This is a genomic window from Neisseria sp. P0004.S004 (genome assembly GCF_051963335.1).
Lineage (GTDB): Bacteria > Pseudomonadota > Gammaproteobacteria > Burkholderiales > Neisseriaceae > Neisseria.
Genome location: NZ_JBQCUK010000014.1, coordinates 15,030 through 28,328, shown reverse-complemented (window position 1 = coordinate 28,328; position 13,299 = coordinate 15,030). Strand labels below are relative to the sequence as shown.

The window sequence follows — 13,299 nt, the reverse complement described above, 5'->3', positions numbered from 1 at the left end:
TAAAAATTGAAGGAACCACCATGACCGATTTGTTCAAACACCCGGTTTGGGCAATGGCCTTCCGCCCGTTTTATTCGTTGGCGGCTTTGTATGGCGCATTGTCTATACTGCTTTGGGGCTTCGGCTTTCAGGGTACGCCTGAGTTGTCGGGTTTTTATTGGCATGCTCATGAAATGATTTGGGGCTACGCCGGATTGGTTGTCATTGCATTTTTATTGACGGCTGTGGCGACTTGGACAGGCCAGCCGCCGACACGCGGTAAGGCGTTGGCCGGTTTGACCGCATTTTGGCTGCTTGCGCGTTTGTGTGCGTTTATTCCCGGCTGGGGTGCGACGGCAAGCGGTATATTCGGTACGATCTTTTTCTGGTATGGCGCGGTATGCATGGCTTTGCCGGTAATCCGTTCTCAAAACAAGCGCAACTATGTTGCCGTGTTCGCTATTTTTATTTTGGGCGGCACCCATTTCGCCTTCCATCTAAAAGTGCAGCCGTTTGATGCCATTGCGCTAATGACCGGTTTGCAATCCGGTTTGATTATGGTGGCCGGATTTATCGGTTTGATCGGTATGCGGATTATCTCGTTCTTTACGTCCAAACGCCTGAACGTGCCGCAAATTCCCAGCCCTCAATGGGTGGCGCACGCTTCACTTTGGCTGCCTATGCTGACCGCCATGCTGATGGCGCATAACATTTTGCCGGGACTGGCTGCGTTGTTTGCTCTGGCTGCCGGTGTGATTTTTACCGTGCAGGTGTACCGCTGGTGGTATAAAGCCGTGCTGAAAGAGCCTATGCTTTGGATTTTGTTTGCCGGCTATCTGTTTACAGGCTTGGGCTTGATTGCTGTCGGTATTTCTTATTGGGTTCCAAGTTTCCTGAATTTGGGCGTACACCTTATCGGCGTTGGCGGTATCGGCGTGCTGACTTTGGGCATGATGGCGCGAACCGCGCTTGGCCATACCGGCAACTCCATTTATCCGCCGCCTAAAGTGGTTCCTGTTGCCTTTTGGTTGATGATAGCTGCAACGGTTGTCCGTGTTTTGGCTACCTTTGTGAGCGGTACGGCATACACGCACAGTATCCGTTGCTCCGCTGTTTTGTTTGCCGCTTCTTTGCTGTTGTATGCATGGAAATATATTCCTTGGTTGATCCGTCCGCGTTCGGATGGTCGTCCGGGTTAACGGTTTGGCGAAATGAGAAGGCCGTCTGAAAAGTTTCAGACGGCCTTTATTTATTGATAATAAAAAAGCCTTTCAGAATATGAAAGGCTTTTATTGAAACTGTGGCCTCGCCAACAGGAATCGAACCTGTATTTTACGCTTAGGAGGCATACGTTCTATCCGTTGAACTATGGCGAGGCGTTAAAGGAGGGGATTTTAAACCTTTCCGGCAAAAAAAGACAATAAGCCGGCGGCAATCAAAGGGCCGACCGGAATACCGCCGACAAAGGCAACGCCGATGACCGTGCCGATTAATAATCCGGTTACCAAAACAGGCTGTTCGCTCATCAATGGAACGCCGCGTCCGGCAAGCCAAGCGACAAATATGCCGATAAGGACGGCGGCAATCATTTTGAAATTGAGAAACTCGGATAGCGGCGGAATCTGGATTTTACCGGAAACCAGCGGACTCAATACGCCGATGGTCAGCATAATAATGCCCACTTGTAAGCCGTGTTTTTCCACCAAGGGAATGTATTGCGACAAAGCGGTTTGCTGCATCAGCAATAAGACGGCCGCCGAAATCGTAATCGAGTTGTTGTTGCTGACGACGCCCAAAAAAATCAGCGTAACCAGAAACAAAGGGACAAAGCTGAAATTCATCGGATTAAGATACTCGGGCCAAAGATTCTTTTGCCAGTTGGATCATGGCTTCTTTGACTTCGCTGTCAGGCAATACGTCCAATGAAGCGATGGCTTTGTCGACGGCTTTTTTCGCTTCGGAAATCGAATACGGCAAAGCGTCGGAGTTAACGACATAATCGTGGATTTTTTCAAAATAGCTGCGGTCGGCATTTTCCAAAGCATGGCGCACATCGTTGGCGGCCTGCTCGGAGCCGTTTCGCATCAGGTAAATCAATGGCAGGGTGGGTTTGCCTTCGGCCAGATCGTCGCCGACGTTTTTGCCGATTTCTTCGGTTTCGCCTGAATAGTCCAAAACATCGTCAATGATTTGGAAAGCCGTACCGACGTACATGCCGTAGTCTTTCAAGGCTTGCTCGTGTTCGGGGGAAGCCTTGCCCAAAATTGCGCCGACTTGTGCGGCCGCTTCAAACAATTTTGCTGTTTTGTATTGGATGACTTGGACGTATTGCTCTTCGGTAATATCCGTATTGCCGATGTTCATCAGCTGCATGACTTCGCCTTCGGCGATAATGTTGGTCGCATCTGCCATCACTTCCAAGATACGCATACTGCCCGAACCGACCATCAGTTGGAAGGCGCGTGTATAGAGGAAGTCGCCGACCAAAACGGCCGCCGCGTTGCCGAAGAGATTGTTTGCGGTTTTACGGCCGCGGCGCAAATCGCTTTCATCGACGACATCGTCGTGCAGGAGGGTGGAGGTGTGGATGAATTCCACCATCGCTGCCAGCGAGTACAGTTTTTCATCGTCATGCCCGACTGCTTTGCCTGCCAAAATGGTAATAATCGGACGCAGTCGCTTACCGCCCGCGCTGATGATGTATGTGCCGATTTGCGAAATCAGCGTGACATCGGATTGAACAGCTTGGTTGATGACCGCGTTCACTTTGGCAAGGTCATCGGGCAGGTGGCGTTGGAAGTAAGGCAGGTTTTCGAGCATAAAACATTCTCTGTTGATAAAACGGAGCGGAGGCTCCAATGAATCTGTTTAAACCCGTACATTCGGTCGGGGTAATAACGTTGCATAAAAATATCAGCAATCCAGCGCGTGATTATATCAGTTAAAAAGCATGCAACATATCTTTCAGACGGCCTTTTCAGTTGTAAATAAAATAAATTTTGACAAAACAGGTAAATAGAAATAGAATAGCTCGTTTCGCACATGGTGTGCGGAATGTTAACCTAATTCTCATGGAGTTGAGTATGTACGCGGTCGTAAAAACCGGCGGTAAACAATACAAAGTTTCCGTTGGCGAAAAATTGAAAGTAGAACAGATACCAGCCGAACTCGACAGCCAAATCGAACTGACTGAAGTTTTGATGATTGCTGACGGCGAATCTGTAAAAGTAGGCGCACCTTTTATCGAAGGCGCAAAAGTAACAGCCAAAGTCGTTGCTCATGGTCGTGGCGAGAAAGTACGCATTTTCAAAATGCGTCGTCGCAAACACTACCAAAAACGCCAAGGCCATCGCCAAAATTTCACCCAAATCGAAATCGTGGCAATCGCCTAATTTCAAGTAAGTTCAGGAGTATTACAAATGGCAAGTAAAAAAGCAGGCGGTAGCACCCGCAACGGTCGCGATTCAGAAGCCAAACGCTTGGGCGTTAAAGCCTATGGCAACGAGCTGATTCCGGCAGGCTCCATCATCGTTCGTCAACGCGGTACCAAATTCCACGCAGGTGACAACGTAGGTATGGGCAAAGACCACACTTTGTTTGCTAAAGTCGACGGTTACGTTGAATTCAAAACCAAAGGCGCGCTGAACCGTAAAACCGTCAGCATCCGTCCTTACACCGGTTCTGAAGAATAATCGTTTTACGATTGAAAGCCGCATTCCCTTTTCGGAATGCGGTTTTTGTTTATTTGACTGTTTGTCCGTTTGATAAAATCCGTATGTCGTGAAGCTTGATTTATATTAAGGCCAAAGTAAAAACGCGCTTACAATTGATAACATTTGTTTTATTCTATCAATGCTTTCTATATAATCTATCAAATGCCTTTGATTTACCCTCATGTAGCTAAACACAGTAAACTTAAGGCCGTCTGAAAAAATCCGTATCAGTTGAATACAAGGAATTCCTCCCATGAGCTTACACAGTGATATTCTCGTCGTCGGCGCAGGCCCTGCCGGATTAAGTTTTGCCGCAGAGTTGGCCGGAAGCGGGTTGAACATAACCCTGATTGAAAGAAGTCCTTTAGAAGTGTTGCAAAATCCGCCGTATGACGGCCGTGAAATCGCACTGACGCACTTGTCGCGCGAAATCATGCAGCGATTGGGTATGTGGGATTTGATTCCAAAAGACGAAATTTATCCTTTGCGCGATGCCAAAGTGTTGAACGGTCATTCCGATTACCAGCTCCACTTCCCGCAACCGACTGAGGCGCGCGGCGAGCCTGCGGACTGCTTGGGCTATTTGATTTCCAATCACAACATCCGTAAAGCCGCTTATGAAGTCGTGTCCAAATTGGACAATGTCAAAATCTTGACCGGCACCAATGTTAAAGAAGTTAAAACTTCCGACAATGAGGCGCAAGTTATTTTGGAAAGCGGCGAAGTATTGACCGGCCGTCTGTTGTTGGCCGCCGATAGCCGCTTCTCACAAACGCGCCGTCAATTGGGCATTTCTTCCGATATGCACGATTACAGCCGCACCATGTTCGTGTGCCGCATGAAGCATACTCTGTCCAACCTGCATACCGCATATGAATGCTTCCACTACGGCCGTACCATTGCGTTGCTGCCTTTGGAAGAGCATTTGACCAATACGGTGATTACGGTGGACAGCGATAAAGCCGAGACGATTAAAAACATGTCGCCGGAAGAATTGGCAGCCAGCGTGAAAGAGCAACTCAAAGGCCGTTTGGGCGATATGGAATTGGTCAGCACCATTCACAATTATCCTTTGGTCGGCATGATTGCCCAACGTTTCTACGGCAAACGCAGCGCGTTGATCGGCGATGCCGCGGTTGGTATGCATCCGGTTACTGCGCACGGTTTCAACTTGGGTCTGGCAAGTGCCGATCTTTTGGCTAAATTGGTGCTTGAAGCCGAGCAACGCGGTCAGGATATTGGTGCGAAGAGCCTGCTGGAAAAATACAGCACCAAGCATATGCTCCACGCCCATCCGATTTACCACGGCACCAATATGCTGCTGAAACTCTTTACCAATGAAACTGCTCCGGCGAAACTGCTGCGCGGTTTGGTATTGCGTGCAAGCAATAACTTCCCGCCGCTGAAAAAACTGATTACCAAACAATTGACCGGTTAATCATTTGAAAACATAAAAGGCCGTCTGAACGATTACAGTTTCAGACGGCCTTGTTTTTTATCTGCTGCTTATTCGGCTAAAACCGATTCGGGCATTTCTTGACGGACGTTTAAGGAAGTCAGTTTTTTGGTCAAGATGCTCAATACGATGCCGTAGGCAGGCAGGAAGAAGAGGGTGCAGATGGCGAGTTTGAACAGATAATCGACAAATGCGATGCCCTGCCAATTTGCCGCCATAAATTCATCGTTGCTCGCGTAAAAGGCAACGGCAAAAAATACCAGCGTGTCCAAAGCGTTGCCGACGACGGTGGAAGCAGTAGGGGCTGCCCACCATGATTTCAGACGGCGTAATCTGTTGAACACGAAAATATCGAGAATTTGCCCGAGCGCATAGGCGGAAAAGCTGGCCAATGCGATACGGCCGACGAAGGTGTTAAAGTCGGCCAAAGATGCCCAGCCTGTCCAGTTGCCGTCATGAAAGAGGACGGAGAAGACATAAGAGAGCAGCAGGGCGGGGAACATCACCCAAAAAATAATCCGTCTCGCCAACGGCGCACCGAAAATGCGCACGGTCAGGTCGGTAGCGAGGAAGATAAAGGGGAAGGAAAATGCGCCCCAAGTGGTAAAAATACCGAAAATCTGAAAGGGGAACTGCACCAGATAGTTGCTGGCGGCAATAATAAAAATATGGAAAAGCACCAGCCAGAAGAGCGCTTTCTTCTGCTGTGCGGCAGTAAATTCGTACATGGAAATCTTTCGGAGGTTTTTCAGACGGCATGAAGCCTTGCAAGACCGTGCAATAAATAAAGTCTTGCCATGAAAAAGGCGTTAGGCCGTCTGAATAGGATTATTGTGCATCGTGTTCGAACAAGCGTTTGCGTGCCAAAGCTTCAAACTCTGTACCTGCTTTGCCGTAGTTGGCAAACGGATGAATGGCGATGCCGCCGCGCGGTGTGAATTCGCCGAATACTTCGATGTATTTCGGATCCATCAGGGCGATGAGGTCTTTCATGATGATGTTGACGCAGTCTTCATGGAAGTCGCCGTGGTTGCGGAAGCTGAAGAGATAGAGTTTCAGTGATTTGCTTTCCACCATTTTGATATGGGGGATGTAGCGGATGTAGATGGTGGCAAAGTCGGGCTGGCCGGTCATCGGGCAGAGGCTGGTGAACTCGGGGCAGACGAATTTGACGAAATAGTCGTTGTCGGGGTGTTTGTTGTCGAACGCTTCCAAAATTTCAGGCGCGTATTCGCTCGGGTATTGGGTTTTCTGGTTGCCCAAAAGGGAGATGCCTTGCAGCTCTTCGTTGTTGCGGGACATGAGGTTTCCTTAGTTTTTTAATGTGGGAGGTTTTCGAACCACGGGGTGCGGATTGTAATATAAATTGCATGGCTTGTGCGGATTTTATAGCGATGAATCAGCAGGATAGCTTTCAGACGGCCTGTTTTGTATTTTATGAAACCTGTTTTCCGCTTTACAATAGCAGCCAATTAACAGGCCGTCTGAAAGTTTCGTATGTCTTTATCCCAACCCAAACGCATCCTGATCATCAAATTGCGCCATCATGGCGATGTGCTCTTGAGCACGCCGGTGGTCGATGCGCTGAAAACCCGTTTCCCCGATTGCGAAATCGATATGCTGGTGTATGCCAGTACGGAGCAGCTGATTGCCGATAATCCGCAGATTGCGCAGATTTTTACCATTGATCGAAATTGGAAGAAACTGGGCGTATTCAAGCAGTTGGCGTGTGAGAAAAACCTTTTTTCAAAGCTGAAGGCGCGCGATTACGACTGGGCTTTCAACCTGTCCGACCAATGGCGCGCGGCAATAATCGCCAAACTGTGCGCCCGTTGCAGCGTGGGTTTGGACTGCATCAAGCGTGACGGTTTCTGGTGGCGTTTCTGTCATGATTTTATCAACCATGAGCTGGATCCCAGCCATCATATCGTTGAAAACCAATTGAATATCCTCGCGCCGCTTATCCAGCCGGAAGACGTGGCCGATGCGAAGGTGCGCCTTTGGGTGGCACCAGATGCAAGGGAAAGCATGCGGCAGAAATTGCGTGAGCAGGGTTGGAACGGCGAAGATTATGTGTTGATGCACCCGGGTGCGCGTTGGCATTTCAAATGTTGGGAAGACGGCAAAAACGCCGCTATCGTACAGCTTCTGCTCAACAGCGGGCAGAATGTCGTATTGACCGCTTCCCCCGACAATGTCGAGCAATACATGCTTCAGGAAATTATAGGCCGTCTGAATATTCCGGAAGGCGGAAAAGTTTGGGTGTTGTCCGGATGCTTGAGCCTGCGTGAATTGGCGGCGGCCATTGAGGGCGCCAAACTGTTTATCGGTGTCGATTCCGCGCCGATGCATATCGCCGCTGCTTTGGATAAACCGCAAATCGCTTTGTTTGGGGCGTCATGGGTGGACAAATGGCGTCCGTATTCCGGGCAGGCCGAAGTTATTTATGCCGGCGATTATGCCGAATTGCCCAACCCTGACAGCATCGATACCAACGATCCGACCCGTTTGTTGAAAGCGATTCCGTTGCAGGATGTGTGGGATAAAATTTCGGCCAAATTGGAGGCGTTGGAGGTTTAAAACCGCTTACCACGATCCGTTAAACGTTTTGGCTTTGCGCCAAAATGCCCATTTGGAACGGCGGCCGATTTCCAGCGTGCCGCCGTTTTCGCCGTCTGTGACAATGCATACGGTTTTCAGACGGCCTGAATCAAGAGCGTCCCATAAAGGCGCAAACCAACGGGTTTCCCAGCTTTCCAAAATATCTTTGTATGCCCAAACATTGCCTGTCTGTAAGGTGGAAACCAAGTCGTCCAAAAAGATAAGGCCGTCTGAAACCGTGTTGCCTGTTTCTTGAACCATCTCAAACCAAGCCTTCAAATCATACGGCGCATCGAGTTTGGGCGTATCCGAAAAACGCGCCCATGCGCTGTCTGAAGCGATGATATCCGCAGACTGTGTACCGTCCGCATCATTCCACAGCCACAAACCGTTGATTTCCGGCAATCCTTGTTGTTCACGCGCCTGATTAATCGGATGCGTGTGGAAAAACATTTGGATTTCCGTCTGCATGGCCAACCAAGACACCGCATCTTGGCCGTGTGCCTGACCGTCCATTTCCGGCTGCCCGCACACATCCAAAACACATTCCGCGCCCCAATCTTCAATCTTCGGCATACTGAGCAGCCACATGCTTTCGCAAAGCGGCTCGAATTGCCAATCTTTATCTTGATAAAACGCCGACAAATCCGCACATAACCGTTGAGCCTCCTCTTTTTGGATGCCGATAAACTCGCCGCTGATAATGTTGACATGATGCATGCCCATCTGTTGCCAAACCGGAGAGGCAAAAGCGGCTGTGCGTTTTTGGCTTGTGTGGCGTAAACGTTGCACTTGGGCAATGAGGCTGCCGTTCCACAAATGGCGGCCGTAAAATTCAGACGGCCTGAGTGTTTCTTTGCGTAATGTGCCGTAACGCAAAAGACGGTTAAAAGCAGGTAAGGCAAGCGCAGGGACGGATTCGTCGGCAAAGCGGTTGAGCGAGGGGAGGGCGAGGGTCAGCTTCATAAGCGCAAATAGATAGAAAAACCGTTATTTTACGCGACAAATGATGCGTTTCGGAACCTTGCCCTCACGTACTCAAAAAGGGCCGTTCAGACGGCCGGTTTGGAAAAAACGGGCTGTCATGCTAAAATGCGTGGCGTAAATTTCAGAAAAACAGGGTGTAAATCAACACAATAGCCCTGATAATAACGTCAATCTCAAACACGACCTCATTCATTCCGAATGAAAACCTGATTTTCAGATCGGAAAAAAGACTCAAAGTCCTTTATCCCCAAAACTGTTTAAACCAGCAGGCGGTCGCAGCAGGCCGGATGTGCCGGCATTCTGCAAACCTAAAAAACAGACCGCCCCATTAAGGATAACGCGTGATTAAAAACAAATATTCCACTCGATTCAAAGCAACCCTCTTAGCGTTTCTGCTGCCGGCTTCAGGCATCATGACCGCATACGCCATTACCGACCCTCAACCTGCACAAACCGATTTCAAAGTCGAGCGTATTTCCGAAGAGCTGCCTGCCGTTTATGTGGAAACCAATACCTATCAATCCAGCTATTGGGCGCAAGAAGCCGTCCAAGCCGGCGACTCTTTGGCAGACGTTTTGACGCGCATGGGTGTCAACCAAGAAGACATCAAGCAAATCATGGCGAAAAACAATGCCAACCTCGACATGAAAAACCTGCGGACCAACCAATCCGTCAACATCCGCATCGATTCTTCAGGCCAAGTGACCGACGTTCAATTCTTTACCGATGAAGAATTGGAACGCAACTTGGTGGCTTTGGAAAAAGTTAAGGGCAAATGGCGCATCTCCAATGCCGAAATCGACATGAAAACCATGCCGACCCTGCGCTCCGTGCAAATCCGCACTTCCGCCATCGGCGATATGCTCCGTGCCGAAATCCCTTCCGAAGTGTATATCCAGCTCAAAGAAATCTTTGCCGACTCGTTCAATATGAGTGATTTGAAAGAAGGCGATACCGTACGCCTTTTGTACAACAGCATGTATTTCCGCGGCCAACAAATGGCCGTCGGCGATATTTTGGCGGCTGAGGTGGTCAAAGACGGCAAAACCTACCAAGCCTATTATTACAGCCAAGGCAAAGGCGACGAAGAAAGCGGCAGCTACTACGATCAAAACGGTAAGTCGCTGCAACAAAAAGAAGGCTTTAATACCGAGCCTGTTGCATACACGCGCATTTCTTCCCCGTTCGGTTACCGTGTCCATCCGGTTTTGCATACCGTCCGTATGCACACCGGTATCGACTATGCCGCTCCGACCGGTACGCCGATTAAGGCCGCTGCCGACGGCGAAGTGATTTTCAAAGGTTGGAAAGGCGGTTACGGCAATACCGTGATGATTCGCCATGCCAACAGCGTGGAAACCCTGTACGGCCACATGAGCGCGTTCAGCCCTGCCGACGGCAGAGTCCGTGCCGGCGAAGTGATTGGTTTTGTGGGTACAACCGGCCGTTCTACCGGTCCGCACCTGCACTACGAAGCACGCGTCAACGGCCAGCCGGTCAACCCGACTACCGTCGCCCTGCCGACGCCGAAATTGACCCCGACCAATATGGCCGCGTTCCGCAAACAGCAAAAAGATGCCAGCACGATGTTGTCTACCATCCGCTCTTTGCCGGTTTCCGTAGCTCAGCTGGATTAATAAGATAAAGGCCGTCTGAATAAGGTTTCTTTCAGACGGCCTTTTCCATTAAAATCGATACCTCGACGCCCACGTTTACTCAGAGAAAGCTTATGTCTGCTCATCAGCCCATTATCCAATCCCTGCTTGATACCGACCTGTACAAATTCACCATGCTGCAAGTCGTGTTACACCAATTCCCGCAAACACACAGCCTTTACGAATTCCGCTGCCGCAACAAAGAGATGGTGTATCCGCTGGCCGATATTCAAGAAGACTTGGAACGCGAGCTCGACGCCCTGTGTCAGCTGCGCTTTACCCATGACGAACTCGACTATCTGCGCAGCCTGCGCTTTATCAAAAGCGACTTTGTCGATTATCTCGAACTTTTCCAACTCCAACGCCGCTTCGTCCAAGTCAGCCCTGACGATCAAGGCCGTCTGAACATCCGCATCGAAGGCCCGATGATACAGGCGATGTTCTTCGAGATTTTCATTCTTGCCATCGTCAACGAACTCTATTTCCGCCGCTTGGAAACGCCTGCCGTCATTGAAGAAGGCGAGCGCCGTTTGCAGGCCAAAGCGCAACAGCTGAAGGAAATTGCGGCTACACAAAATCCGAATGATCCGCCGTTCCTGATTTCCGATTTCGGTACGCGCCGCCGCTACACCCTTGCATGGCAGGAACACGTTATCCGTACCTTATTGGAAGCTGCTCCCGACATCGTGCGCGGTACCAGCAACGTTTATCTGGCCAAAAAACTCGGTATCACACCCATCGGCACCATGGCGCACGAGTTCCTCCAAGCCTTCCAGGCCTTGGACGTACGTTTGCGCAATTTCCAAAAAGCCGCGCTGGAAAGCTGGGTGCATGAATACCGCGGCGACCTCGGCATCGCTCTGACCGACGTGGTCGGCATGGATGCCTTCTTGCGTGATTTCGACCTGTACTTCGCCAAACTCTTCGACGGCCTGCGCCACGACAGCGGCGATCCTTATGTTTGGGGCGACAAAGCCTACGAGCATTACAAAAAACTCAAAATCGACAGTCGCACCAAAATGCTGACCTTTTCAGACGGCCTCGATATTGAGCGTTCATGGGCGTTGCACCAATACTTCAAAGACCGTTTCAAAACCAGTTTCGGTATCGGTACCAATCTGACCAACGACTTGGGACATACGCCTTTGAACATTGTTTTGAAACTCGTCGAGTGTAACGGACAATCCGTCGCCAAGCTCTCCGACTCTCCGGGCAAAACCATGACCACCAACAACACCTTCCTCGCTTACCTGCGCCAAGTGTTTGACGTACCGGAGCCGGAAGAGAAAGCCTAAAAACAAAGGCCGTCTGAAATGTTCAGACGGCCTTTTTAATTAATCCATATCGCTTTCGGGCAATTCTGCCGAACCCATGCGGCGCAGGATGATATTGGTTTTGTTGTGCATCCGTTTGCTCTTAGGATGGTCTGCGTAAAACAGCGGAGCCGGAACGCGCGCCGTGAGTTTGGCGGCTTGTTGGCGGGTGAGGGCAGAGGCAGGTTTCTTGTAGAAATACTGGGATGCCGCTTCCGCGCCGAATACGCCGTAGTGCCATTCGATTGAGTTTAGATACAGCTCAAAAATGCGGTCTTTGTCGGTAACGGCTTCCATCATCGCCGTAATCGCCGCTTCTTCGCCTTTGCGGATATAGCTGCGGCTTTCGTTGAGAAACAGGTTTTTCGCCAGTTGTTGGCTGATGGTCGAACCGCCGGCTTTGACTTCGCCGCTTTGCTTATTGCGTTTCATGGCGTATTTGATGCCGTTCCAGTCAAAGCCGCTGTGTTCGGCAAAGTTGGCGTCTTCGGACGCAATCAGGGCTTTTTTGAGGTTGACGGAGATTTGGTCGTAAGGCACCCAGCGGTAATCCAGCTCGACATCGCGGCCTTCTTTTGCAAACTGGCTCATGCGCATGGACATGAAGGCGGTTTTGCTGGGCGCGACGGCGCGGTAGGTAATGATGTTGCCGTACACATAAGCGTTGAAGAAAATGAAGATGCCGATGGGCAGGGCAATCAGCCATTTGATGATGCGGAACATGGTTACAAGGCTTTCATGTATTCGATAACGGGGCGGATATCGGGCGTAAATCCGCGCCAAATATGGTAAGAAGCGGCAGCCTGACCGACCAGCATGCCCAGGCCGTCTGAAACTTCGGCCGCACCGTTGTTTTGGGCAAAGTTCAAAAACGCCTGCGCCGCGTCGCCGTAAACCATATCGTAGGCAAGGCGGCAGTTGCGGAAAATTTCAGGGCTGACGGCAGGAAGCTGACCGCTCAAGCTGCCGGACGTGCCGTTGATGATGATATCAAAACCGCCGTTCAAATCCGCCATTGGGATGGCTTCAATGCCGAAAAGTTGCGCCAATTCCTCGGCTTTGGCATGAGTACGGTTGGTAATGACGATACGGGCAGGGCGGTGTTCTTTCAACACTGGAATCACGCCGCGTACCGCGCCGCCTGCGCCCAAAAGCAAAATGGTTTTGCCTTCGATGGCAATGTTTTTGACCTGTGTGATGTCGTTGGTCAAGCCGATACCGTCAGTGTTGTCGCCGCGTATTCTACCGTCTTCAAGCCACACCAGCGTATTGACCGCGCCGGCAGCCAAAGCGCGGTCGGAATGCTCGTCTGCCAGCGCAAAAGCTTCCTGCTTGAATGGGACGGTTACATTCGCACCTTGCCCACCCTCGGCGCGAAACGCCGCAACAGCCTCGGCAAAACCGCCGATTTCGGCACAAATGCGCCCATATTCGATGGCCGCGCCTTCCTGCAGCGCAAATTGCTGATGGATTTGCGGCGATTTACTGTGTGCAACGGGGTTGCCGAAAACGGCGTAACGCGGAGTGTTGTTCATAAAACGGGTCTGAGAAAACAAAAGAAAAGAGTGCTTATTATAGCGGTCTTTATGTTAAGA

14 protein-coding genes, 1 tRNA gene and 1 riboswitch are annotated in these 13,299 nt (G+C 50.4%); of the genes, 7 read left to right on the top strand and 8 right to left on the bottom strand.

The window, feature by feature from the left end:
- The first annotated feature begins 20 nt into the window (after positions 1-20).
- A complete protein-coding gene (locus tag ACTHRY_RS10625; RefSeq protein WP_440374246.1) occupies positions 21-1,178 on the top strand; it encodes an NnrS family protein in 1,158 nt (385 codons plus the stop codon).
- Between the two features lie 102 nt (positions 1,179-1,280).
- Here ACTHRY_RS10625 and ACTHRY_RS10620 read toward each other — a convergent pair.
- From ACTHRY_RS10620 to ispB, 3 genes are all read right to left on the bottom strand, one after another.
- Positions 1,281-1,355, bottom strand: a tRNA-Arg gene (locus tag ACTHRY_RS10620).
- An 18-nt stretch (positions 1,356-1,373) separates the two neighbouring features.
- Positions 1,374-1,820 carry a DUF441 domain-containing protein gene (locus ACTHRY_RS10615; protein ID WP_049321985.1) on the bottom strand — a complete coding sequence of 149 codons (447 nt, stop codon included), beginning with the start codon at positions 1,818-1,820 and terminating at the stop codon, positions 1,374-1,376.
- 4 nt (positions 1,821-1,824) lie between these two features.
- Positions 1,825-2,799, bottom strand: a complete 975-nt coding sequence (ispB, locus tag ACTHRY_RS10610) for an octaprenyl diphosphate synthase (protein ID WP_049359922.1) — start codon at positions 2,797-2,799, stop codon at positions 1,825-1,827.
- A gap of 263 nt (positions 2,800-3,062) precedes the next feature.
- Between ispB and rplU the strand changes: the two genes are divergently transcribed.
- The 3 genes from rplU (at position 3,063) to ubiM (ending at position 5,130) form a co-directional block, all read left to right on the top strand.
- The gene (gene rplU, locus ACTHRY_RS10605) at positions 3,063-3,371 is read left to right on the top strand and encodes a 50S ribosomal protein L21 (RefSeq protein ID WP_002216394.1); all 309 of its coding nucleotides are present in this window, start codon (positions 3,063-3,065) and stop codon (positions 3,369-3,371) included.
- Positions 3,372-3,398: 27 nt separating this feature from the next.
- Positions 3,399-3,671: a 50S ribosomal protein L27 gene (rpmA, locus tag ACTHRY_RS10600; protein ID WP_002212328.1), complete on the top strand. Its 273-nt coding sequence runs from the start codon at positions 3,399-3,401 to the stop codon at positions 3,669-3,671.
- A gap of 274 nt (positions 3,672-3,945) precedes the next feature.
- Positions 3,946-5,130: a 5-demethoxyubiquinol-8 5-hydroxylase UbiM gene (ubiM, locus tag ACTHRY_RS10595; RefSeq protein ID WP_004518804.1), complete on the top strand. Its 1,185-nt coding sequence runs from the start codon at positions 3,946-3,948 to the stop codon at positions 5,128-5,130.
- 68 nt (positions 5,131-5,198) lie between these two features.
- On the opposite strand, the gene ACTHRY_RS10590 is transcribed toward ubiM, so the two are convergent.
- Together ACTHRY_RS10590 and queF are read right to left on the bottom strand one after the other, a co-directional pair.
- On the bottom strand, positions 5,199-5,876 hold the full coding sequence (locus ACTHRY_RS10590; RefSeq protein ID WP_004518802.1) for a 7-cyano-7-deazaguanine/7-aminomethyl-7-deazaguanine transporter: 678 nt from the start codon (positions 5,874-5,876) through the stop codon (positions 5,199-5,201).
- Between the two features lie 100 nt (positions 5,877-5,976).
- Positions 5,977-6,450: a preQ(1) synthase gene (gene queF / locus ACTHRY_RS10585; RefSeq protein WP_003748427.1), complete on the bottom strand. Its 474-nt coding sequence runs from the start codon at positions 6,448-6,450 to the stop codon at positions 5,977-5,979.
- A 3-nt stretch (positions 6,451-6,453) separates the two neighbouring features.
- Positions 6,454-6,498: riboswitch (PreQ1 riboswitch) on the bottom strand.
- 147 nt (positions 6,499-6,645) lie between these two features.
- Here queF and rfaQ point away from each other — a divergent pair.
- Positions 6,646-7,728, top strand: coding sequence for a putative lipopolysaccharide heptosyltransferase III (rfaQ, locus tag ACTHRY_RS10580; protein WP_440374245.1), 1,083 nt, complete (start codon positions 6,646-6,648; stop codon positions 7,726-7,728).
- 6 nt (positions 7,729-7,734) lie between these two features.
- Here the strand turns inward: rfaQ and ACTHRY_RS10575 are convergent, their stop codons facing one another.
- Entirely contained in the window at positions 7,735-8,715 is a 981-nt protein-coding gene (locus ACTHRY_RS10575; protein ID WP_440374244.1) for a hypothetical protein, read from the bottom strand.
- A gap of 362 nt (positions 8,716-9,077) precedes the next feature.
- On the opposite strand from ACTHRY_RS10575, the gene ACTHRY_RS10570 reads away from it, so the two are divergent.
- Both ACTHRY_RS10570 and pncB read left to right on the top strand, forming a co-directional pair.
- Entirely contained in the window at positions 9,078-10,373 is a 1,296-nt protein-coding gene (locus tag ACTHRY_RS10570) for a M23 family metallopeptidase (RefSeq protein ID WP_440374243.1), read from the top strand.
- 92 nt (positions 10,374-10,465) lie between these two features.
- Positions 10,466-11,686 carry a nicotinate phosphoribosyltransferase gene (gene pncB / locus ACTHRY_RS10565; RefSeq protein WP_070712162.1) on the top strand — a complete coding sequence of 407 codons (1,221 nt, stop codon included), beginning with the start codon at positions 10,466-10,468 and terminating at the stop codon, positions 11,684-11,686.
- Positions 11,687-11,725: 39 nt separating this feature from the next.
- Here pncB and mtgA read toward each other — a convergent pair whose 3' ends face one another.
- Both mtgA and aroE read right to left on the bottom strand, forming a co-directional pair.
- Positions 11,726-12,427, bottom strand: coding sequence for a monofunctional biosynthetic peptidoglycan transglycosylase (gene mtgA / locus ACTHRY_RS10560; RefSeq protein ID WP_003684244.1), 702 nt, complete (start codon positions 12,425-12,427; stop codon positions 11,726-11,728).
- Positions 12,428-12,429: 2 nt separating this feature from the next.
- Entirely contained in the window at positions 12,430-13,239 is an 810-nt protein-coding gene (gene aroE, locus ACTHRY_RS10555) for a shikimate dehydrogenase (RefSeq protein ID WP_263340599.1), read from the bottom strand.
- Positions 13,240-13,299: the final 60 nt, after the last annotated feature.